The organism is Pseudomonas sp. P7759, assembly GCF_013386445.1.
Classification (GTDB): Bacteria; Pseudomonadota; Gammaproteobacteria; order Pseudomonadales; family Pseudomonadaceae; genus Aquipseudomonas; species Aquipseudomonas azotoformans_A.
Genome location: NZ_JACART010000006.1, coordinates 63628 through 85140, shown reverse-complemented (window position 1 = coordinate 85140; position 21513 = coordinate 63628). Strand labels below are relative to the sequence as shown.

The 21513-nt window shown below is 60.7% G+C and carries 22 protein-coding genes and 1 tRNA gene; 6 read left to right on the top strand and 17 right to left on the bottom strand.

The window, feature by feature from the left end:
* The first annotated feature begins 9 nt into the window (after positions 1–9).
* Positions 10–420 (top strand): hydroxyisourate hydrolase, encoded by a 411-nt coding sequence (gene uraH / locus HX823_RS06310; RefSeq protein WP_177074414.1) that lies wholly within the window; start codon positions 10–12, stop codon positions 418–420.
* A gap of 1 nt (position 421) precedes the next feature.
* On the opposite strand, the gene HX823_RS06305 is transcribed toward uraH, so the two are convergent.
* A complete protein-coding gene (locus tag HX823_RS06305; protein ID WP_177074413.1) occupies positions 422–1114 on the bottom strand; it encodes a Crp/Fnr family transcriptional regulator in 693 nt (230 codons plus the stop codon).
* A gap of 83 nt (positions 1115–1197) precedes the next feature.
* Here HX823_RS06305 and HX823_RS06300 point away from each other — a divergent pair, with 83 nt between their 5' ends.
* Entirely contained in the window at positions 1198–1725 is a 528-nt protein-coding gene (locus tag HX823_RS06300; RefSeq protein ID WP_177074412.1) for a DUF962 domain-containing protein, read from the top strand.
* A gap of 67 nt (positions 1726–1792) precedes the next feature.
* Here the strand turns inward: HX823_RS06300 and HX823_RS06295 are convergent, their stop codons facing one another.
* The 6 genes from HX823_RS06295 to dibA all read right to left on the bottom strand — a co-directional run bounded on the left by HX823_RS06295 (position 1793) and on the right by dibA (position 8034).
* Positions 1793–2773 carry a sulfate/molybdate ABC transporter ATP-binding protein gene (locus tag HX823_RS06295; RefSeq protein WP_038850310.1) on the bottom strand — a complete coding sequence of 327 codons (981 nt, stop codon included), beginning with the start codon at positions 2771–2773 and terminating at the stop codon, positions 1793–1795.
* 3 nt (positions 2774–2776) lie between these two features.
* A complete protein-coding gene (cysW, locus tag HX823_RS06290; protein ID WP_038850309.1) occupies positions 2777–3649 on the bottom strand; it encodes a sulfate ABC transporter permease subunit CysW in 873 nt (290 codons plus the stop codon).
* 13 nt (positions 3650–3662) lie between these two features.
* Entirely contained in the window at positions 3663–4481 is an 819-nt protein-coding gene (gene cysT, locus HX823_RS06285) for a sulfate ABC transporter permease subunit CysT (protein WP_016975029.1), read from the bottom strand.
* A gap of 77 nt (positions 4482–4558) precedes the next feature.
* Positions 4559–5569: a sulfate ABC transporter substrate-binding protein gene (locus HX823_RS06280; RefSeq protein WP_028615255.1), complete on the bottom strand. Its 1011-nt coding sequence runs from the start codon at positions 5567–5569 to the stop codon at positions 4559–4561.
* Between the two features lie 66 nt (positions 5570–5635).
* Complete coding sequence (gene oscA / locus HX823_RS06275) at positions 5636–5818, bottom strand: sulfur starvation response protein OscA (RefSeq protein ID WP_003170956.1); 183 nt, start codon at positions 5816–5818, stop codon at positions 5636–5638.
* A gap of 302 nt (positions 5819–6120) precedes the next feature.
* Positions 6121–8034: a phosphodiesterase DibA gene (dibA, locus tag HX823_RS06270; RefSeq protein ID WP_177074411.1), complete on the bottom strand. Its 1914-nt coding sequence runs from the start codon at positions 8032–8034 to the stop codon at positions 6121–6123.
* Positions 8035–8200: 166 nt separating this feature from the next.
* On the opposite strand from dibA, the gene desA reads away from it, so the two are divergent.
* Together desA and HX823_RS06260 are read left to right on the top strand one after the other, a co-directional pair.
* Positions 8201–9385 carry a delta-9 fatty acid desaturase DesA gene (gene desA, locus HX823_RS06265; protein WP_033898911.1) on the top strand — a complete coding sequence of 395 codons (1185 nt, stop codon included), beginning with the start codon at positions 8201–8203 and terminating at the stop codon, positions 9383–9385.
* Positions 9386–9573: 188 nt separating this feature from the next.
* Positions 9574–10575 (top strand): sensor domain-containing diguanylate cyclase, encoded by a 1002-nt coding sequence (locus tag HX823_RS06260; protein WP_038846773.1) that lies wholly within the window; start codon positions 9574–9576, stop codon positions 10573–10575.
* Positions 10576–10577: 2 nt separating this feature from the next.
* Here HX823_RS06260 and HX823_RS06255 read toward each other — a convergent pair whose 3' ends face one another.
* From HX823_RS06255 to gabD, 3 genes are all read right to left on the bottom strand, one after another.
* Complete coding sequence (locus tag HX823_RS06255; protein WP_177074410.1) at positions 10578–11786, bottom strand: HDOD domain-containing protein; 1209 nt, start codon at positions 11784–11786, stop codon at positions 10578–10580.
* Between the two features lie 138 nt (positions 11787–11924).
* On the bottom strand, positions 11925–13202 hold the full coding sequence (gabT, locus tag HX823_RS06250) for a 4-aminobutyrate--2-oxoglutarate transaminase (RefSeq protein ID WP_033898922.1): 1278 nt from the start codon (positions 13200–13202) through the stop codon (positions 11925–11927).
* Between the two features lie 185 nt (positions 13203–13387).
* Complete coding sequence (gene gabD, locus HX823_RS06245; RefSeq protein ID WP_177074409.1) at positions 13388–14830, bottom strand: NADP-dependent succinate-semialdehyde dehydrogenase; 1443 nt, start codon at positions 14828–14830, stop codon at positions 13388–13390.
* 371 nt (positions 14831–15201) lie between these two features.
* Here gabD and HX823_RS06240 point away from each other — a divergent pair.
* A tRNA-Arg gene (locus HX823_RS06240) sits at positions 15202–15278 on the top strand.
* A gap of 56 nt (positions 15279–15334) precedes the next feature.
* Here the strand turns inward: HX823_RS06240 and HX823_RS06235 are convergent.
* The 7 genes from HX823_RS06235 to HX823_RS06205 all read right to left on the bottom strand — a co-directional run bounded on the left by HX823_RS06235 (position 15335) and on the right by HX823_RS06205 (position 20626).
* Positions 15335–15928: a hypothetical protein gene (locus HX823_RS06235; protein WP_177074408.1), complete on the bottom strand. Its 594-nt coding sequence runs from the start codon at positions 15926–15928 to the stop codon at positions 15335–15337.
* Entirely contained in the window at positions 15925–16497 is a 573-nt protein-coding gene (locus HX823_RS06230; RefSeq protein ID WP_016976659.1) for an RNA polymerase sigma factor, read from the bottom strand. The genes HX823_RS06235 and HX823_RS06230 overlap by 4 nt, the downstream gene beginning before the upstream one ends.
* A gap of 22 nt (positions 16498–16519) precedes the next feature.
* Positions 16520–18172, bottom strand: coding sequence for a VWA domain-containing protein (locus HX823_RS06225; RefSeq protein WP_177074407.1), 1653 nt, complete (start codon positions 18170–18172; stop codon positions 16520–16522).
* A gap of 112 nt (positions 18173–18284) precedes the next feature.
* A complete protein-coding gene (locus tag HX823_RS06220; protein WP_012721604.1) occupies positions 18285–18935 on the bottom strand; it encodes a DUF799 domain-containing protein in 651 nt (216 codons plus the stop codon).
* Positions 18932–19294: a DUF4810 domain-containing protein gene (locus HX823_RS06215; protein WP_025855472.1), complete on the bottom strand. Its 363-nt coding sequence runs from the start codon at positions 19292–19294 to the stop codon at positions 18932–18934. The genes HX823_RS06220 and HX823_RS06215 overlap by 4 nt, the downstream gene beginning before the upstream one ends.
* A 29-nt stretch (positions 19295–19323) precedes the next feature.
* Positions 19324–20004 carry a CsgG/HfaB family protein gene (locus tag HX823_RS06210; RefSeq protein WP_010214228.1) on the bottom strand — a complete coding sequence of 227 codons (681 nt, stop codon included), beginning with the start codon at positions 20002–20004 and terminating at the stop codon, positions 19324–19326.
* Between the two features lie 40 nt (positions 20005–20044).
* Positions 20045–20626 carry a hypothetical protein gene (locus tag HX823_RS06205; RefSeq protein WP_038842462.1) on the bottom strand — a complete coding sequence of 194 codons (582 nt, stop codon included), beginning with the start codon at positions 20624–20626 and terminating at the stop codon, positions 20045–20047.
* Between the two features lie 271 nt (positions 20627–20897).
* Between HX823_RS06205 and HX823_RS06200 the strand changes: the two genes are divergently transcribed.
* On the top strand, positions 20898–21509 hold the full coding sequence (locus HX823_RS06200) for a hypothetical protein (RefSeq protein ID WP_038842460.1): 612 nt from the start codon (positions 20898–20900) through the stop codon (positions 21507–21509).
* The last annotated feature ends 4 nt before the right edge of the window (positions 21510–21513 follow it).

Sequence of the window (21513 nt, the reverse complement as noted above, 5' to 3'; positions counted from 1 at the left end):
GAAACTTCGATGAAAACCCTGACTATGACCCTTGCCGCCCTCGGCCTCAGCGGCCTGAGCAGCCTGGCCCTGTCGGCCGGAAACCCCTTGAGCGTGCACGTCTTGAACCTGGAAAACGGCCTGCCGTCTGCCGGCGTCAGCGTCACCCTGGAGCAACACGTAGGCGATCACTGGCAGTCGCTGGCCGAAGGTGTCACCAACCAGCAGGGGCGCATCGCCGAACTGTTTCCGGCCAACCAAGCCATGACACCGGGTGAATACCGTGTGGTATTCAAGACCGGTGACTACTACAAAAAGGCTAATCGCGAGACATTTTTCCCGGAAGTCCCGGTGATATTCGAGGTCAAGCAGGCCGACCAGCATTACCACATTCCACTGCTACTCAGCCCTTACGGGTTCTCCACGTATCGCGGCTCCTAGTTCAACCGTCGACGCCTGCGGCTTGCCGCAGGCGTTGCAGGTCGAGCACTTCAATCGCACCGTAACTCAAGCCGAGGATGCCCTGCTGCTCCAGCGCCTTGAGCAGACTGTTGATGGTCTGGCGCGAGAGGCCCAACATCGCCGCCAGGTCTTCCTGCGGCAAGTGCAGGACGCGGCGCGTCTGGGCTATTTCACCGTAGCCTTCGGCGATCATCAGCAACCGATGGGCCAGGCGCACCGACGTGGGCATCAGGCTTATCTGTTCGATATTGATCAACGACAGGCGCAATTTGTGGCTCATCAGCAGCGCCACATCCCGCCAGTACACAGGGTGTTTGTCGAGGATTTCGAGCATCAGCGCCTGCGGTATCTGCAACAGTGTGCACGGACCCATTGCCAGCGCATCGTGCGTGCGCGGCAAGCTGTCAAACAGGCATATCTCACCGAACCAGTAAGGTGATTCAACCAGGCTCAGTACCGCTTCCTTGCCTTGGGCATTGACCGCGCTGATCCGCACGGCACCTTCCAGCACCGCATACAAGCCGCAGGGCGGATCGCCGCGCTTGAACAGATACTCTCCCGCCGCGAGCTGTCTCACGCGGGAATTAGCCAGCAAGCTATGCTGAAAAGACGCGGGCAGGTGGCTGAACCAATGACCGGTGGCCAACCGCGAGCGCCATTGTTCCGCGTCCATGTGAACTCCTAAGATTGTCGCCCAACTGACAGTTCGCCACCGGCTGACAGGGCATGATCAAGCATCCTACAGGAGGAACAACAATGAAAAGCCTCGTCGATCACCTCAGTCAATACGCCGCCTACCACCGCGACCCGCGCAACATCGCCAGCCACTTTATCGGCATCCCGCTGATTGTTGTTGCGGTGGCCGTGCTGCTGTCCCGCCCGGAATGGGCTGTCGGTGGGCTGTGGATCTCACCGGCCGTTCTTCTCGCGCTGTTTTCGGCGTGGTTCTACTTGCGCCTGGAGTTGGTACTGGGCGTGCTGATGACGGTATTGATGGGCCTGTCGGTATGGGCCGGGCATGTGCTGGCGGCACAGAGCACACTGGTGTGGCTCAGCAGCGGCATTGGGATGTTTGTGGTGGGTTGGGTGATTCAGTTCGTCGGGCATTACTACGAAGGCAAGAAGCCGGCGTTTGTGGATGACGTGTCGGGGCTGATCGTGGGGCCGTTGTTTGTGGTGGCGGAGTTGGCGTTTCTGCTGGGGCTGCGGCATGCGCTCAAGCAGCAGATTGAAGACCGGTCAGGGCCCATGGCACGCCGCGATCTAAAGCTTAGTAAGGTCTGAATGTGGGAGCGAGCAAGCCCGCTCCCACAGTTTGATCCCATTCCACATTTAGCGTGGTGGCGGGTTCTTAGGCTTTTTGCCAAACCTTGGGCTTGAAGAACAGCGTCTCGCCGCGTGCAAGATTGGTCAGGCTGTCGTGGTCTTTCACCACTTCAGCCTCGATCAGCTCGCTCTGGCCTTCGACCTTCAAGGTCACACGCGTGGTCGCGCCCAGCGGGCGAATATCACGCACTTCAGCCGCGTGATGGTCTTCCAGCTCATGCCGTGACAGCGACACTTCGTGGGGACGGAACAGCACGTGTTTGTCTTCGCCCAGGTGCAGGCGGTTCGAGTCACCCAGGAAGTGATAGACGAAATCGCTGGCCGGGTTCTCGTACACGTCACCCGGTGAACCGATCTGCTCGATCACGCCCTTGTTCATCACCACGATGCGGTCGGCGACTTCCATGGCCTCTTCCTGGTCGTGGGTCACGAACACCGAAGTCAGGTTGATGTCTTCGTGCAGGCGCGCCAGCCAGCGGCGCAGTTCTTTACGCACCTTGGCGTCGAGGGCGCCGAAGGGTTCGTCCAGCAGCAGCACTTTGGGTTCCACCGCCAGGGCGCGGGCCAGGGCGATACGTTGGCGCTGGCCACCGGACAGTTGTTCCGGGTAGCGATCCGACAGCCAATCCAGCTGCACCATATTCAGCAGCTCATGCACCTTGACCGCGATCTGGCTTTCGCTCGGGCGCTGGTTCTTCGGTTTCATGCGCAGGCCGAACGCCACGTTGTCGAACACGGTCATGTGGCGGAACAACGCATAGTGCTGGAACACGAAGCCGACGTTGCGATCACGTACGTCGTGGCCGGACACGTCTTCACCGTGGAACACGATGCTGCCGTCATCCGGGGTTTCCAGGCCGGCGATGATGCGCAGCAAGGTGGTCTTGCCGCAGCCGGACGGGCCCAGCAACGCCACCAGCTCGCCACTCTGGATGTCCAGGTTGATGCTGTTCAGGGCCTTGAAGGCGTTGAAGTTCTTGCTGACATTACGGACTTCGATCGACATGACTTATTCCTCAGCCGCACCGGCGCGCAGGCGGTTTATACGGTTCTCGCTCCACTGCTTGAGCAGCAGGATGAAGAGCGCCAGGATCAGCAACAGACTCGCTACCGCAAACGCGGCAACGTGGTTGTATTCGTTGTAGAGAATCTCGACGTGCAGCGGCAAGGTGTTGGTCACGCCGCGAATGTGGCCGGACACCACCGACACCGCGCCGAACTCACCCATGGCCCGCGCGGTACACAGCACCACGCCGTAGATCAGGCCCCATTTGATGTTCGGCACGGTCACATGCCAGAACATCTGCCAGCCATTCGCACCGAGCAGGCGCGCGGCTTCTTCTTCCTGGGTGCCCTGCTCCTGCATCAGCGGGATCAGTTCACGGGCCACGAAGGGCACGGTGACGAAGATAGTTGCCAGCACAATGCCGGGCAAGGCGAATACGATCTGGATGTCATGGTCCTGCAGCCACGGGCCAAAGAAGCCCTGGGCGCCGAACATCAGCACATAGACCAGACCGGCGATCACCGGCGACACCGAGAAGGGCAAATCGATGAGCGTCACCAGGATGCTTTTGCCACGGAACGAGTATTTGCTCACGCACCAGGCGGCGCTGACGCCGAATACCAGGTTGAGCGGCACCGAAATTGCCACGGCGATCACCGTGAGCTTCAGCGCCGACAACGCGTCGGGCTCAAGGATCGCGGTAAAAAACGCGCCGAGGCCATTCTTCAAACCTTGTGTCACCACGATCAGCAGTGGCAACAGCAAAAACAGCGCAAACACCAGCCAGCCAAGGCCGATCAGGATACGTCGCGATGCAGCACTGCCACGACGGGCGGCGTTGGCCGAGGACGCGGCGGAAATAGACGATTGGGACATGTTCCGCGCCTCCTTATGGACGTTCGATGCGCCGCTGCAGCAAGTTGATCAGCAGCAGCAGGACAAAGGAAACCACCAGCATCAACACGCCGATGGACGTGGCGCCGCGGTAGTCGTATTGGTCGAGCTTGACCATGATCAGCAGCGGCAGGATCTCGGTTTTCATCGGCATGTTGCCAGCGATGAAGATCACCGAACCGTACTCACCGACGCCACGGGCGAACGCCAGGGCGAAACCGGTCAACCAGGCGGGCAGCAACGCGGGCACCAGGATATGACGGAACACCTGCAACGGCTTGGCGCCCAGGCAGGCGGCGGCTTCTTCGACTTCCCGGGGGATATCGGCCAATACCGGCTGCACCGTGCGCACCACAAACGGCAGCGTGACGAAGGTCAGCGCCAGGGTGATACCCAACGGGGTGTAGGCGATCTTGAAGCCCAGGTCGGCGGCGAACTGGCCAACCAGGCCGTTAGGCGTGTACAGCGCGGTCAGCGCGATACCGGCGACAGCGGTGGGCAAGGCGAAAGGCAGGTCGATCATCGCATCGATGACCTTGCGGCCGGGGAAGGTGTAGCGCACCAGCACCCAGGCCAGCAGCGTACCGATCACGCCGTTGATCAACGCGGCGTACAGCGCGGTGCTGAAGCTCAGTTGCAACGCCGCCAGCACGCGTGGTGCGGAGATGATGTTCCAGAACTGATCCCAGGTGAGTTGAGCGGCGTGTACAAACATCGCCGCGAGGGGGATGAGTACGATCAGGCTGAGGTACACCACGGTGTAGCCCAGCGTCAGCCCGAAGCCGGGTATGACGGGGGAGATACGACGCGACATAAGAGTCCTTGGTTAAGGGAACTGACACACAAAACCCGCAGGTGAATGCGGGCTCCGTGGGCGGGTTGTTGCTCGGCTTACTGCGCGGTGTAAATCTGGTCGAACACGCCACCGTCGTTAAAGAATTTCGGTTGGGCAGTTTTCCAGCCGCCGAAGTCTTTGTCGATAGTCACCAGGTCCAGTTTCGGGAACTGCTGGGCGTATTTGGCGGCCACTTTCGCATCGCGTGGGCGGTAGAAGTTCTTCGCCGCAATCTCCTGGCCAGCCGGGCTGTACAGGTGTTTCAAGTATTCAGTGGCGATTTCGGTGTTGCCCTTTTTCTCGGCGTTCTTGTCGACCACGGCCACTGGCGGCTCCGCGAGAATCGACAGGGAAGGCACGACGATATCGAACTTGTCGGCGCCGCCGTCTTCCTTCAACGCCAGGAACGCTTCGTTTTCCCAGGCCAGCAACACGTCACCCTGACCGTTGTTGACGAAAGTGATGGTTGAACCGCGAGCACCGGTGTCCAGCACAGGTACGTGCTTGAACAGTTCTTTCACGTATTCCTGGGCCTTGGCTTCGCTGCCACCGGTTTTCAGGCCGTAGGCCCAGGCGGCGAGGAAGTTCCAGCGCGCGCCGCCGGACGTTTTCGGGTTCGGGGTGATCACGGACACGTCTTTCTTGATCAGGTCGCCCCAATCCTTGATGCCTTTAGGGTTGCCCTTGCGCACCAGGAACACGATGGTCGAGGTGTACGGGGTGCTGGCGTCCGGCAGGCGGGTCTGCCAGTTTTCCGGCAGGGTCTTGCCCAGCTTGGCGATTTCGTCGATGTCACCGGCCAGGGCCAGGGTGACCACGTCGGCGCGCAGGCCGTCGATCACCGCGCGGCCTTGCTTGCCCGACCCCCCGTGGGATTGCTGGATCTTGACGTTGTCGCCGGGGTGGGACTGTTTCCAGAAGTTGGTGAACTCAGCGTTGTAGTCCTGGTACAGCTCACGGGTCGGGTCGTACGAGACGTTGAGCAACTCGTAGTCCTTGGCAACGGCGGAACCTGCAAACACGGCGCTGGCCAGGGCGGCCAGGGCATAACGGCGAATCGACGACATAGAAGCTCCTGAAATTCTGGGGTGTTGGCTTTTTCTTATTAAGTGCGGGTCTATCGCCGTTACTGCTTAGCTCGGTTTGTTACCCGGGTTCTGCAAACGGAATTTTTCTTTGCGTTCGATCTGTACCACTTGCGCGTTGTGCACAGTGATTTCCACCGCGCCAAACCGCAGATCGCGCAGGGCGCTCTGGATCTCACGCAAAATGGCTGCTTCGTCCTGGCCGTCGACGCTACGTAGAGATGCGCTCATGGTCTCGCTCCTGAAATGAATAGTGCCTCGCAGTGGCGGCACTGCTTGCGGCGTGAGAGCGATAGTAGATAAGCGCGGATATTCTTAAAAATACTATTTAAGAATGTTTATATAACCAGAAAGAATTTTCTGGTGGGGCGTGGGGTTGCGTGCAGATTTTTTGAGATGCCGCTGAAATTAAGCCTTGAAAAGATCCAAATGTGGGAGCGGGCTTGCTCGCGAATGCGGTGGGTCAGCCAGCACAGGTGGCGACTGGTACACCGCATTCGCGAGCAAGCCCGCTCCCACATTCTGGCCACATTTCAATTCTGGATTGGAGGGGCTCGGTTCCAGTCGATTTCACTCGCCGGCATCGGCCGGCCAAACCAATACCCCTGCCCCATATCGCAATCCTGCTCCAACAGAAACTGCGCCTGTTCAACCTGCTCGATCCCCTCGGCATGCACCTGCATGCCCATGCTTTTAGCGAGGGCGATCACCACGCGCACGATGGCCGCGTCATCTTCGTCCCAGGGCAGTCCGGCAACAAAGCCCTGGTCGATCTTGAGCTTCTGCACCGGCAGCCGCTTGAGGCGCAGCAGTGACGAATAACCCGTACCAAAATCATCGATCGCCAGGCGCAGCCCCAACTCCCGCAGACGGTGCATCTGCTCCAGCGCGACCTCCGGGTCTTCCATCACCGCGCTCTCGGTGACCTCCAACTCCAGGAAGGCCGGATCCAGGCCCGTGTCATGCAGCACCTGGGCGACCTGTTCATACAGCTCACGCCGCGCAAACAGACGGCTGGACACATTGATGGCGATAAAACTCAGCGGGGCGCCATCAGCCAGCCATTGGCACATCTGCCGACACGCCTGGTCCATCACCCAGGCATCGATTTCGGCAATCAACCCGGTGCGCTCGGCGATCGGGATAAATTCGCCCGGCGGCACAAGGCCGCGTTCCGGGTGCTGCCAGCGCACCAGCGCTTCGACGCCGATCAGACAGCTACTGTGCAGGTCGTGCACGGGTTGGTAATAGACGCAGAGCTCCTGCTGTTCGAGGGCGCGGCGCAGCTCGCTGGCGACTTCCACGCGATTCTGCGCGTGGGCGGTCAGCTCCTCGGTGTACAAGGCGTAGCCTTCGCGCCCGGCGCTCTTGGCCTTGAACAGCGCAGAATCGGCGTTACGCAGCAACTGCTCGGCGCTCAGCGCGTCGTTGGGGAACAGGCTGATGCCAATGCTCGCGCTGATAAACAGCTGGTGGCCATCAAAGATAAAGGGCTGTTTCATCGCGTCCAGCATGCGCTGCGCCAGGCCCGCCGCCTGGGCCACCTGTGGACAACTTTCCGCCAGCACCGCGAACTCATCTCCCCCCAGTCGGGCCAGGGTCACGCCAGGGCCAAACAGCGCCTTGAGGCGTTCGCCCACCAGCTTGAGCAACTGGTCACCGACGTTATGGCCCAGGCTGTCGTTGATGATCTTGAAGTGGTCCAGGTCCAGCAACAGCAGGGCGCAACCGCGCTTGTGGATCTGCGCCGAGGCCAGCGCCTGCTCGGCGCGGTCGGTGAACAGCAAGCGGTTGGGCAGGTCGGTCAGCGGATCGTGGTGCGCGAGGTGGGCCAGTTCGTGCTCGGAGTCCTTGATGGCGCTGATGTCGGAAAACACCGCGACGTAATGGCTGACCTGCCCTTGGTCATCGTGAATGACCCGAATCGTCTGCCACTGTGGATAAATCTCACCGCTTTTACGGCGGTTCCAGATTTCACCGCTCCATTCGCCGGTGCGCTCCAGGCTCTGGAACATCTGTTGATAGAAATTCGACGAATGGCGACCGGACTTGAACAGGCTGGGCTGATGCCCCATGACATCTTCGCGGCTGTAGCCGGTGATCTCCATGAACGCCCGGTTGACGTGCACGATCAGCCCCTGTGCGTCGGTGACCAACACGCCTTCGCGGGTGCAATCGAACACGGCGGCGGCCTGGCGCAGGCGTTCACGGTTTTCTTTCAGGGGCTGTTGCAGCTGGTTGGCCCGGGCAAACCGGGCGCAGATCAGGTAAATCGCCAAGGCGCTGAGGGCCACCCACACGTAGCCGCGCACCTGCAGCCAGTGGTTCAACTCACTCGGGTTATCGAGAAACTCGATCAATACGCGCTGAGTGACGCCGATCCACAGAACGGAAACCAGCAGGTATACCAGCCCCGCACGCAGGGCACCTCGGTATGAAAACAGCATATGGTCAGTAATCCTTACCAAAAAAACAGAATCGCCCTACAAAGGCTGCGGATTATAGAATAAGAAACATCCAGTCACTCCTATCTGAAAGGGCGGCTGGTTTTCTCTGTAGGCTTAGTGATAATGCGTGAGCTGTTCTTTTCTTTATCTGAGGGCCATACAGCCTATGTGGTACAACGGTTTTCTTGACCTGTCAGCCTGGCAACTGGTGGCGGTCACTCTGTTGATGACCCACGTGACCATCGTTGCGGTCACAGTCTATCTGCATCGCTATTCCGCCCATCGCTCCCTGGAGCTCAATGCCGGGCTGAAACACTTCTTCCGCTTCTGGCTGTGGCTGACCACGGCGCAGAACACCCGCGAGTGGACTGCCATCCACCGCAAGCACCACGCCAAGTGCGAAACCGTCGACGACCCGCACAGCCCGGTCATCAAGGGCCTGTCCACCGTGATGCGCAAAGGCGCCGAGCTGTACCGCGCCGAGGCCGAAAACCCCGAGACTTTGCGCATCTACGGCAAGAACTGCCCGGAAGACTGGATCGAACGTAAAATCTACACGCCCTACCCGCTGCTGGGCGTGGCGATCATGGGCGTGATCGACCTGCTGCTGTTCGGCACCATCGGCATTACCATCTGGGCGATCCAGATGATGTGGATTCCGTTCTGGGCCGCCGGCGTGATCAACGGGCTGGGCCATGCCGTGGGTTATCGCAATTTCGAATGCCGTGACGCGGCGACCAACCTGGTGCCGTGGGGCATCATCGTCGGCGGCGAAGAGCTGCATAACAACCATCACACCTACCCCAACTCCGCCAAGCTGTCGGTGAAGAAGTGGGAATTCGACATGGGCTGGGCATGGATCAAAGTCTTCAGCTTCCTGCGCCTGGCCAAGGTGCAACGCGTCGCGCCCATCGCCCACCGCGTGGAAGGCAAGGGCCACCTGGACATGGACACCGCCATGGCGATTCTCAACAACCGCTTCCAGATCATGGCCCAGTACCGCAAGTTGGTGATCGGCCCACTGGTCAAGCAGGAGCTGGAAAAGGTCGATCACTCCGTTCGCCACCAATTCCACCGCGCCAAGCGCCTCCTGTCGCGAGAAACCAGTTTGCTGGATGACCGCCACCATGTGCGTATCCAGAGCATGCTGGAACACAGCCAGGCGCTGAAAGTGATTTACGAAAAGCGCTTGGCGCTGCAGCAGATCTGGCTCAAGACCAGTTCCAATGGCCACGATATGCTGGCGGCCATCAAGGAATGGGTACATGAGGCCGAGGCCAGCGGCATCCAGTCCCTGCGGGATTTTGCTCACCAATTGAAGACTTATTCGCTGCGTCCTGCGGCGGTCTGATGGTGCGGTGGGAGAGCTTGCTCTCCCACCTATCAGCTTTTTGGCGTCATTTACCGGGCACCGGCAATCGGTCCTGTTGACGGAACTTCACTGCAATTACCCTCTCTCAATGAACACTTCGCCATCATGGTGGCCCCTTGTAGCGACCGCTGTTCCAGCCTGCGGCGCGCCCAGAGAGAGTTGTGCCGATGGTTCACGAAAATCCCTACTTGCCCGATCCGCCCACCGCTGAACATCCGCGCCCGGCTGCCGCTGCAACCCTGTTGGCACTGGTGCATGCCCAGGGTGAAGTCGAACGGTTGAGCGAACGTGAGCAACTGCTGAGTTCGATGCTGGTAAGCGTGAACGCCGTGCTGTGGGCCATCGACTGGGAAACCCGCCGCGTGCTGTACGTGAGTCCGGCCTATGAACGCGTTTTTGGCCGTTCCGCCGGCCTGCTGCTGGCTGATCATCGGGAGTGGCGCAACAGCATTCACCCCGAAGACCTCGACTACGCCGAACACAGCCTGGCCCGCGTGCTGGAACAAGGCGCCGTGGAGGATCGCGAGTACCGCATCATCACCGCCGACGGGCAGATCCGCTGGTTGAGCGACAAGTGCTACATCAACCAGCAGGTCGAACCCGGCGAACCGTTGATCGTGGTGGGCATGGCCGAGGACATTACCGAAAAGAAACAGATGGAGCTGGAGCTTCATCGCCTGGCCACCACCGATGTGCTGACCCAGAGCAGCAATCGCCGGCATTTCTTCGAATGCGCCAACCAGGCCTTTGACACGGCCTGTGCCCAAGGGGCGCCGCTGGCCTTCCTGCTGCTGGACATCGATGACTTCAAGGACGTCAACGACACCTACGGCCACCTGGAAGGCGACCAAGTATTGCGCCGTATCGCCGAGAGCGGTCGCGGGGTATTGCGCCGTGGCGACCTGTTCGGGCGCATTGGCGGCGAAGAATTCGCCGCCGTACTGCCCGGCTGCGCACCGGAGATGGCCTTGCAAGTGGCTGAGCGGCTGGGCAAAGAGATCCAGGCGCTGGGTTTCAGCTATGAGGGCCAGGCGTTCAATGTGACCATCAGCCAGGGTCTGGCCAGCCTCACGGAACAAGACTCGACCCTGGACAGCCTGTTCGCCCGCGCCGATGCGGCGATGTACGAGGCCAAGCGCCTGGGCAAAAATCGCGTCGTTGCGGGCTGACGCTACGCCTTGCGGATCCGCGTCAGCTCCGACAAGCCGACCTTGAGCAATCGCGCAGTCTTGCCCCTGGCCAGCTCTTCCAAGCCTTCATGTTCCGTCAAACGCGCCATCTGCGCCGCCAGGTTCACCACCAATGCATCCCTGGCATACACACCGCCCTCCAACGAATAAATCGCCGCGATCAATTGGCGCAGTTCCAGCGGCAAACGCCAACGCGTGCGCAGTGCCGAACCGTAGGCGGCACCAAAGGTGTAGAGCGATTCACCAATTGCTTCGTCATACAATGCACCACCGCCCTGGCGCCAGTCTTCCAGGCAGCGCAACAACGCCAGGTCACCGAGCCGATGGAGGATACCGGCGCTGTAACAGCGTTCGTGGTCCAACTCCAACATGCGTGCCAGACGCCGGGCGTAGTCGGCGGTGTCCTGGGACAATCGCCAATGGCGCTCGGCATAGGCCAACAGGGCCGGGTCACCCAGCACCACGTTGTGCTTGAGCGCCAGACCAAGAATCAAGTTCATGCTTTGCCCCGGCACCAGCTTTTGCAAGGCAGCAGGCAGGGTTTGCACGGGGTTGCCGTGATGGCCGGCGCTGTTGGCGGCGGCGATCAGCACAGCGGTGATTTGCGGGTCCATGCGCACCTGGTCTTCCAGGCGCTTTAGGTCCAGGCCATCGGGCCCGAGGCTGTGTTGCACGGCGGCTTTCACATCGACGCTCAAGGGTGCGCCATCGGACGCTTCGCGGCGGCGCTCAAGGAACACCGGCAAGGTTATGCCCGGTGACAGCGGCGCAATCTCGCAGTACACCGTTTCGCCTTCATTGAGCAGCAGGTCTTGCAGGCGCTGGGTCAGGCCTTCCATATTCAAGGGTTTGGTCAAGTACGCCGTGGGTGCCAGGGGCAAGGCTTCGCGCACGCTGGCGCTGTCGTTGCGACTGCTCAGCAGAATGAACGGCAACGCGGGCGAGCGGCGCTTCTGGCGCACGCTGCGCAGCAGACTCAAGCCATCGATGCCCGGCAGCTCCCAATCGGCCAGGATCAGGTCGTAGGCTTTCTCTCGCAGCAACGTCGCCGCCTGTTGACCATCGGCACACACATCCAGCCGCGCGTCGCAGCGCACATTCAACAACACTTGCTTGAGCAGGTCCCGTGACCAGGGGTCCGCCTCGGCAATCAACACGCGGGGTACAGCGGGTAAATCAACAGCAGTCATCCAGCACGCTCCATCGGCAATGCTGCAACCTTAGACAATGCAGACGCCTGCGTACAATGAACAGGGCCTGAATGTGCGGCAATGGGCATAAAAAAACCCGCCGAAGCGGGTTTTCCTGTCGATCAGGTCAGCCTCCGCTTACAGCTCGGAGAAGCACTCTTCGATGATCGCCAGGCCTTTGTCCAACTGCTCGTCCGGCGAGGTCAGCGGGACCAGCACGCGCAACACGTTGCCGTAGGTGCCGCAGCTCAACAGGATCAGGCCCTTGTCACGCGCCTTGGCCACCACGGCGGCAACGGCAGCGGCGTTTGGCTTGTGGCTGTCGCCACCTTCGAACAGCTCGACCGCGATCATTGCGCCCAAAGCGCGCACTTCGCCGATCACCGGGTACTTGGCCTGGATAGCCTTCAGACCAGTCACCAGACGCTCGCCGACAGCCTTGCAGCGGTCCAGCAGGTGCTCTTCTTCGAACACTTCCATCACGGCCAGGGCCGCGGCGCAAGCGATCGGGCTACCGGCGTAGGTGCCGCCCAGGCCGCCTGGCGCGATGGCGTCCATGTACTCGGCCTTGCCGCACACACCGGCCAGCGGGAAGCCGCCAGCGATAGACTTGGCGAAGGTGGTCAGGTCGGCGGCAACGCCCATCTGCTCCATCGCGAAGAAGGTGCCCGTACGACCGGCACCAGTTTGCACTTCGTCAGCAATCAGTAGGATGCCGTGCTTGTCGCACAGTTCACGCAGGCGCTTCATGAAGGATTTAGGCGCGACGTAGAAACCGCCTTCGCCCTGCACCGGCTCGATGATGATGGCCGCGATATCACGCGGCTCGGCATCGTTCTTGAAGATGCGTTCGATGCTGGCGATGGAATCGTCGTCGCTCACGCCATGCAGTTCGTTCGGGAACAGCGCGCGGAACACGCCGCCTGGCATCAGGCCCATGCCAGCGGAATAAGGCACGACTTTACCGGTCAGGCCCAGGGTCATCATGGTGCGGCCGTGGTAGGCGCCGGTGAACGCGATCACGCCAGCACGGCCGGTGGCGGCGCGGGCGATTTTCACGGCGTTTTCGACAGCTTCGGAACCGGTGGTGACCAGCAGGGTTTTCTTGGCGAAATCACCTGGGACCTTGGCGTTGATTTTTTCGCACAGTTCCACGTAAGGCTCGTAGGCCAGTACCTGGAAGCAGGTGTGCGTCAGCTTGTTCAGTTGCTCGGTCACGGCCGCGATGATTTTCGGGTGCACGTGACCGGTGTTCAGCACGGCGATACCGCCGGCGAAGTCGATGAACTCGCGACCTTCAACGTCGGTCACGGTGGCGTTCTTCGCGGATTCGGCGAAGATCGGGTGAATCTGGCCAACACCGCGCGGGACAGCGGCTTCGCGGCGTTTCATCAGGGATGCGTTGGTCTTGCTCATAAAGTCCTCATTCGCCACTCATCGGGTGGCGTGGTCCAAGGAATACGTGGCGGGGAGGCAACTGCGGCAGCATGCGATGATCGACTGCCACAGCGTTCCCGGCCACTACGAATAACGGGGTGAAACACGCAAAGGGTCAGCGCTCTCGTGCCCTCTGCGTTTACTGCAATGCCTTGCCGGACGGATTAGATGCCCAGGCAGAGGTATTTGATTTCCAGGTAATCCTCGATCCCGTACTTGGAGCCTTCACGACCCAGGCCCGAGGCCTTGATGCCGCCGAACGGCGCCACTTCGTTGGAGATCAACCCGGTGTTGACGCCGACCATGCCGTATTCCAGGGCTTCAGCCACACGGAACACACGGCCCAGGTCACGGGCATAGAAGTAGGAGGCCAGGCCGAACTCGGTGTCGTTGGACATCGCGATCACTTCGGCTTCGTCCTTGAAACGGAACAGCGGCGCCAGCGGGCCGAAGGTTTCTTCCTTGGCGACGGCAGCGTCCTTCGGCACGTCGACCAGGATAGTCGGCTCGAAGAAGTTGCCTTCCATCACCTTGCCACCGGCCAACAGCTTGGCGCCTTTGCTCAGGGCATCAGCAATGTGTTCCTGTACCTTGGCCACAGCTTTTTCGTCGATCAGAGGGCCAGTGGTCGTGCCGTCTTCCAGACCGTTACCGATCTTCAACTTGGCCACGGCCACTTTGAGTTTTCCGGCAAAAGCGTCGTACACAGAATCCTGAATGTACAGGCGGTTGGCACAGACGCAGGTCTGACCGTTGTTGCGGTACTTGGAAATGATCGCGCCTTCGACGGCCTTATCCAGGTCCGCGTCGTCGAACACGATGAACGGCGCGTTGCCACCCAGCTCCAGGGAGACTTTCTTGATGTCCTTGGCGCATTCGGCCATCAGTTGGCGACCGATTTCGGTCGAGCCGGTGAAGGACAATTTACGCACGATCGGGTTGCTGGTCAGCTCGCCGCCAATGTCGCCGGCGCTGCCGGTCACCACGCTCAGCACGCCTTTTGGGATACCGGCACGGTGCGCCAGCTCAACCAGGGCCAGGGCCGAGAACGGAGTTTGCGAAGCCGGCTTGATCACCATGGTGCAACCGGCGGCCAGGGCCGGGCCGGCTTTGCGGGTGATCATCGCGGCCGGGAAGTTCCACGGGGTGATCGCAGCGGTCACGCCAATCGGCTGCTTGATCACGATCAGGCGCTTGTCGGGCTGGTGACCAGGGATTACGTCGCCATAGATGCGCTTGGCCTCTTCGGCGAACCACTCGATAAAGGAAGCGGCGTAGACGATTTCGCCCTTGGCTTCGGCCAGCGGCTTGCCTTGCTCGAGGGTCATCAGGCGACCAAGGTCGTCCTGGTTTTCGATCAGCAGTTCGAACCAGCGGCGCAGCTTGTTGGCGCGCTCCTTGGCGGTCAGTGCACGCCAGGCCGGCAGCGCCTTGTCGGCGGCTTCGATGGCGCGGCGGGTTTCAGCGGCGCCCATCTTTGGCACGGTGCCGAGAATCTCGCCCGTGGCAGGGTTGTTGACCTTGATCGTTTGACCGTTGTCCGCATCGACCCAAGCGCCATCGATAAAGGCTTGCTGGCGGAACAACTGGGCATCTTTAAGCTGCATGTCGGCTTTCCTTAACAGCACCGCGCGCACGCGGAGCGAATTAGAGTTGTTGAAAGGCGCCTTGTGGGCTGCCGTCAGGGAAATCAGCCCCAGCGCGCAAAAGGAGTGAAAGCGCACGCGGGAGACAGAGCGTTTGAAATCTCAAACGAATCCTAGGATCAATGGGGGTACAGGGCAATAGTCTGTTCGAAAAAAAGAACGAAAACGACGCTTCTATCGGATTTATCTGATCAGCGTAGATGGCTCGGGTTCCCGCGCCCTGATCGGTGGTGCCCGGCTTAGGGCCTCTGTACGGCAAATTCCTACACGTGAACGCCCAAAGACCAGCATGGACGCCCAAGGTCGACATGGGTATGATGTCGCCCGCACAAGCATCCGTAGCTCAGCTGGATAGAGTACTGCCCTCCGAAGGCAGGGGTCGTGGGTTCGAATCCCGCCGGGTGCACCAGATATGATGAGAAAGCCCCAGGTCGAAAGGCCTGGGGCTTTTTTGTGAGCGACGACTCAGTGTTTCTGCAACGCCTCCAAGCGCGCTGGCAAGTCCACTTCAGGAAAGCGCTGATGCAAGGCCAACAATTTCTCATCTGCCGCTCTGGTCTCCCCAACGTCACGCAGGTTGATGATTTCCTGCAACCCCTCCTCCAACGAAGGTAACGCCACCGGCGCGCGCTTACTCAGCTTGGCGCTCGACTCATCCGCCATCGAGCCCATGACTTGCGCACGTTCGGCATTGTGCGCGATGGCCAGTCGGGCCACGGGTGCCGGCGCGGACATTGGCGGCGCAGCGGCAGGCGCGGCTTGCTCATGCAGCGCCGAGAAGGTCGCCGTGGAGATTTCGGGTTGCGGCACGGGCGAGCGCATCACCACGCCGATCATCAGGGCCAAGCCTGCAACCGTGGCGAATGCCATTTGCCAGCGTGGCCGTTGGCAGGCTTGCAACCAGCGTTGCCACAGGTTCGGTTGCGGTGCCGGGGCTTCGCGGCGGGCGGTGTTGAGGATGAAGGCGTCGAGGGACGCGGGCGGCTCGCCGGTGCTGTGTTGACGCATGTGCTGGAGCAGCATGTCGTCGGGGTCCGGGGTGTGTCGGGAGTCGGTCATGCGGGTATCTCCTCGGCCAGCAGGCGGCGCAGTTTCTGCTGGGCGTAACGCAGGCGGCTTTTGACGGTTTCCAGCGGGGTGCCGGTGAGGGCGGCGATTTGCGGGACTTCGAGGTCGCCGTGCAGGCGCAGCAGGAAGACTTCACGCTGGTCTTCGGGCAGGTCTTGCAGCGCAGCGTCGAGCCGCGCCTGGTCGCGACTCAGGCTCAGCTGCTGCTCGGGGCCGGCGCTGTCGTCGGCCTGGGCGTGCAGTTGCTCGTCGTAACTGTCGTGCAGCGGGTTGTGGATGCCGTGCTTGCGCCAGTAATCGATCAGGCGGTTGCGGGCGATCTGGAACAACCATGTACGAAAACTCGCCCGGCCTTGTGGCTGGGTGGCGCTGCGGATCAGGCTGAGCCAGGTCTCCTGGTAGATTTCCTCGGCCAGTTCGGTCTTGTTGCTCAAGGACACGAGGAATCGGTACAGGCCCTGGCGGTGCCGGGCGTACAGGGCTTCGAACGCGGCACTGTCGCCGGTTCGGTAGCGGGCCAGCAGTGATTCGTCGCTGGGTAGGACGTCTGGAGCGGGCATATCGACGGCTAACTCCCTTTATTCACGGTTTGGCCACAGGTTTAAGGCTCTGCGCCAATTCCACCAGTTGCACAAACTCATTACGCAGCCCGAAGGGGTCGTCGCCTCGGGCCGAGCGGGCCAGTGCGGCAGTGTCCTGCAGGCTCATGCTGCCAGTGTAGCGGCCATCGCCCTTGAGCTGTTGGGCGAAAGCGGCCACTGCGGCGGCGAAACGCAGGTCATCGCTGGCCTTGCTCGACACAGTGCTGATGGGCCGCTCGATCAACTGGCTGTCACCACCCGCCGCCGGCTTGTAGCGCACACGCAGCATCGCCAGCTCAGTGGATTTATCCTCGGCGGCCGGCGCAGCAGCGTAGCGCAAAGGCTCCAGCCAACCTTTCTCGCCCTTGGGCACAATTTCGTACAGCGCAGTGACCGTATGCCCGGCCCCGATTTCACCCGCGTCGACCTTGTCGTTGTTGAAGTCCTCACGCTTCAACGCGCGGTTTTCATAACCCAGCAGGCGATATTCGCTGACGCGCGCCGGGTTGAATTCCACCTGCAATTTCACATCCCGAGCCACGACCGCCAGGGTCGAGCTGAGTTGATCGACTAACACTTTGCGGGCTTCACGCAGGTTGTCGATATAGGCGTAGTTCCCATCACCCGCGTCGGCCAGTTGCTCCATCAGGTGTTCGTTGTAGTTATCCACACCAAAGCCGAGGGTGGTCAGGGAAACGCCACTTTTGCGCTGCTCTACCGCCATTTGCTTGAGGCTGTCGAAGTCGCTGATGCCCACGTTGAAGTCACCGTCGGTGGCTAACAGGATGCGGTTGATGCCCTTGTCGATAAAGCCTTCGCGGGCCATCTGGTAGGCCAGTTCAATGCCGGATGCGCCCGCCGTTGAACCGCCGGCAGTGAGTTGGTCGATGGCGTTGCGGATCTTCTCTTTGTCACGACCCGAAGTAGGCTTGAGCACTACGCGGGACTCCCCGGCGTAGACCACCAAAGAAACACGGTCTTGATCGCGTAACTGGTCCACCAGCAATTTCAGCGTACTTTTCACCAGTGGCAAGCCTTCGCGGCGGTCCATGGAGCCGGACACGTCCACCAGGAACACCAGGTTGGCCGGCGCCAGTTGCGCCACGGCGCGGTCGGAGGCCTTGATGCCGATGCGCAGCAACTGGGTGTGAGGGTTCCACGGTGTGGCGGCCACTTCGGTGGTTACGCCAAAGGGCGAGCCGTCGGTGGGCAGCGCGTAGTGGTAGGGGAAGTAGTTGACCATTTCCTCCAGTCGTACAGCGCCTTCAGGCGGCAGGCTGCCTTGGTTGAGGAAGCGTCTTACGTTGGCGTAGCTGCCGGTGTCAACGTCCACGCTGAAGGTTGAAACCGGCGTTTCAGCCACGCGATGCACCGGGTTGTCCGGCAGGTTTTCGTACTGTTCGCGGGGTTCGCTGCGGTAGTCCATCGCCACGGACTCCTGCATCACCCTTCGTGCGCTCATGGGCGCAGGCATCGGCATGCGTTTAACCAGAGCGCCTTGCACTGGAGCGCTTTGCAGCTCGAAGACTGGTGCCGCTTCGTCAGGCTTGGCCACATCGTGGGAAGAGGACAGCCCACAACCGGCCAGCGTCACCAGCAAGGTAACGGCAAAGCCCTGGGCAGCAGGACGCAGGAAGAGCAGAGGACGGGACATGGGCTGAACCTCGTGAATGAATGATCCGTTCACAAGGTCAGACGCAAGGCGCTGGCTGTTCGGGTTAAACCGTTCGGCGGGGCAGAAACACCTGCCCCGCCGAACCGTTCAATCAGTCAGTGCCGTATTTCGGGTTACGCGGACCGTACAGGATCCCCGCACGCTGGCCCGGCGACAGCAGGCGCGCACTGGTGATGCCGGCAATCGGATGCGCCGCGTCGGTAGAACTGTTGATCACTTGCTTGACCGCCGCCGTGATCAGCATGCCGACGAGACCGCCGCCGTTGTTGTTGCCTTCCTCGCTGGACGCATGCGCCGAGCCGGTCCACAGGGTGGTGCCGGTGCGCAGGTCGACCAGTTTGGCCGAGGCCGTCACGGAGGTGTCGCTGGAGATCAGCATGTACTTGGTGCCGTAATTGGTCACGGTGATGTACAGCGCCGAATCCGCACCAAAGATGTCATGCAGCTTCGCCGGTGGCACCGCCTGGATATCGTTGGCGGTGGTCAGCCCGTTCTGGCGGAAGGTTTCGTCCACCAGGGCAATCGGCAACACGTAGTAGCCGGCTTCGGCCAACGGGTAGGTCACTTGCGAGACCATGCTGTAGGACGCCTGCACTTCCGGCGATTCATTGATCGGCGGCAGAACCAGGATCGACTTCGGTCGTGCCTGTTTATAGGCCGTGTAATCAATGGTCTTGGGAGCTGCGCAACCGCCGAGCAAGGCCAGGGCCAGCAAGGCGCCAGTGAGTTTCAACAGGCTCATTTAGTGGCGACTCCGGTCTTGGCGTTTTTCAGCAAAAAGTCCATGTACGAGGCGGACTCAGGGAACAGTGCCTTCTCGGTGCGAAATTCCTGCACCATCTGGTCATCCTTGCCCATGCTCAGGTACAGCATGCCCAGGTGGGCGTGGTAACCCGGCGGGGCCTTGCGGCCACTGGCGTTGATCTTCTGCAGATCCCGCTCCAGCGCCTCGACCTGCGCCTCCTTGGGCTCGCCCTTGAAGTACTCGTAAACCTGCGGCTGATAACTTTCCCATTGGTACAGCGGCTGGGGCGCCGTCTGGCACCCGGCGACCGTCGCCACTGCTGTCAGCATCAGCGCCAACTTGACTGCCTTGCTCATCCTTGTACTGCTCCTTGAGGTGCTGCTGATCAGTTGCGTGGGTTCCAGGCGCCGGCGTTGATGCCGTCGACGAGGCGATTGATGGCTTCACGCATGGCCAGGTCGAGGACCTTGCCATTGAGGGTGGAGTCGTAGCTGGCGGTGCCGCCGAAGCCAATCACTTCACGGTTGGACAGCGCGTACTCACCGGCGCCCTGGGTGGAATACACCACTTCGGAGGTGCTGATGTTGACGATGTTCAACGCGACTTTGGCGTAGGCCACTTGGGTCTTGCCACGGCCGAGGATGCCGAACAGCTGGCGGTCGCCGGTTTCTTTGCGACCGAACTCGGTCACGTCGCCCGTCACCACGTAGTCAGCGCCTTTAAGCTTCTGCACGGTGCCTTTGATCGCGGCTTCCTGGGAGATCTCGCCCATGTTGTCGCGGTCCAGCACGCTGAAGCGGTTGGTCTGCTGCAGGTGAGTGATCAGGATGGTCTTGGCCTGGCCGCCGAGACGGTCAACGCCGTCGGAGAAGATGCCGCGCATGTAGCTGGAACGGTTGTCGAACTTGCCCACGGCAATCGGTACACGCACGCCGGAATAGGCGACGTTGGCGCTGGCAACTTGTTCCACCGGCATGGCGCGGTTGCTCTCCGTGGCGCAACCGGCCACGGTCAGCAGCGCTGCGGCGGTGAGGCCGGACAGCAGGATTTTGGACAGTGTTTTCACAGGATGCTCCTAAGTGGGAAAACGGGTGCGGCAGCTAACGCTAGCGAGACGGAATGCCACGCAGGTCGTCAACAATAAATCGGCTCAACAAACCGGTGTAGAAGGTCTCGACGCTGGAGTTGCCAGAGTTGGTCAGCACCCCGGCCATCGTTTTCATGTTCTGCCAGTCGCCCTTGTACCCGCCAGGCATCAGCCCTTGGCGAGCCTGAGAGAAATGCAGCACCTCGGCGCCGGCTTTCTTGATCTTGACCTGGTAGTTGAAGTCGACACTGGCGAGGATGGTCTTGTCATCGACGATGGCCGTCATGAAACCGCCTTGGGTGTCTTGTATGCGCCGGGTATAGATGACGTTCACATCCAGCAGGTAATCGGCCTTGTCCTTGCTGCTGGCGTAGCGCTTGGACTTGAGCAGGCGGTCGACCAGATCGACACCGAGTTGCTGGCGCACTTTGTCATCCGGCAGGAAGCGTTCGTTCTTGCCCACCACCTCTACGTCGAAGGTGTCGAGCCAGTAGGTCGCAGTCTTGGGAATGGTCACAGGCGCCGGGGAGATGTAGTAATCCGGCTTGGAAGCACAGCCCGCCATGAGGCAGACCGTGAGAAATACGGCAAACACACGCATGTATGAAGTCGTCCCTGAAAAGTGTCGAGCCTTAAACAATCGCGGCATTTTACGGAGTTGAAAGGCGTTCTCAAGTTGTTTTGACGCCCGCGTGGCGCCGCTTTACTGGCACTCACCTCCAAACGCCCAGTCAAAATGCGCTAAGGCATTGTCAGGAAAACAAAAAGAATGATGGCTATTGGCCTTCATTCAGCAAATAATATTGTGTGCTCAAGTTATGCCCCCAAGGGACGAGACAGTGGCTTGGCTCATTCATTTATAGGGATATTGCGTGTTGAAAACCCTTCTCCGAGCGACGGCGCTCGTCGCCGCGTTATCGATGACCGGTTGTGTGTCATATACCGTCACCGGCCCAATCGGCGCACCGCTTCATCCGGCTTCCACCAGCAGCCCACGCAGTGCGCAAGTCGCCGATGTGACGGTGACTGCCACCGACGTCAACGAGGCCAACAAAACGGCCATCAGCCGCTCCCTCACAGCCCAGATCAATCAGTACGTGCGCACGGCGGGCTACTTCAAACAGGTCACCGAGTATCCGGTACGCCTGGGCGAGCACGACGTCACCCTCAAATTCAACATGACCTCCCTCAAAGGTCATCGCGCCCCGCACCCGGCGTACGTACCCGGCGCACTGCTGACGCTGACCATCTGGATCTGGGTCAACGGGCCGATCTACGTAGACAGCTTTGACGTCGCCGGTGACCTAGTCATCGTTGATCGCAATGGCAAAGAACTGGCGTCGGCCAAGGAGTCGATCAAGTTCGAACACAATGTCGGGCTGTACAGCGGCCAATATTGGGCGCCTTCGATGGGCGGCCAGCAACTGACCAAACTGGTCACACAACTACTCGACACCGCTACCGCCAACCTGGCGAAACCTTAGTTTC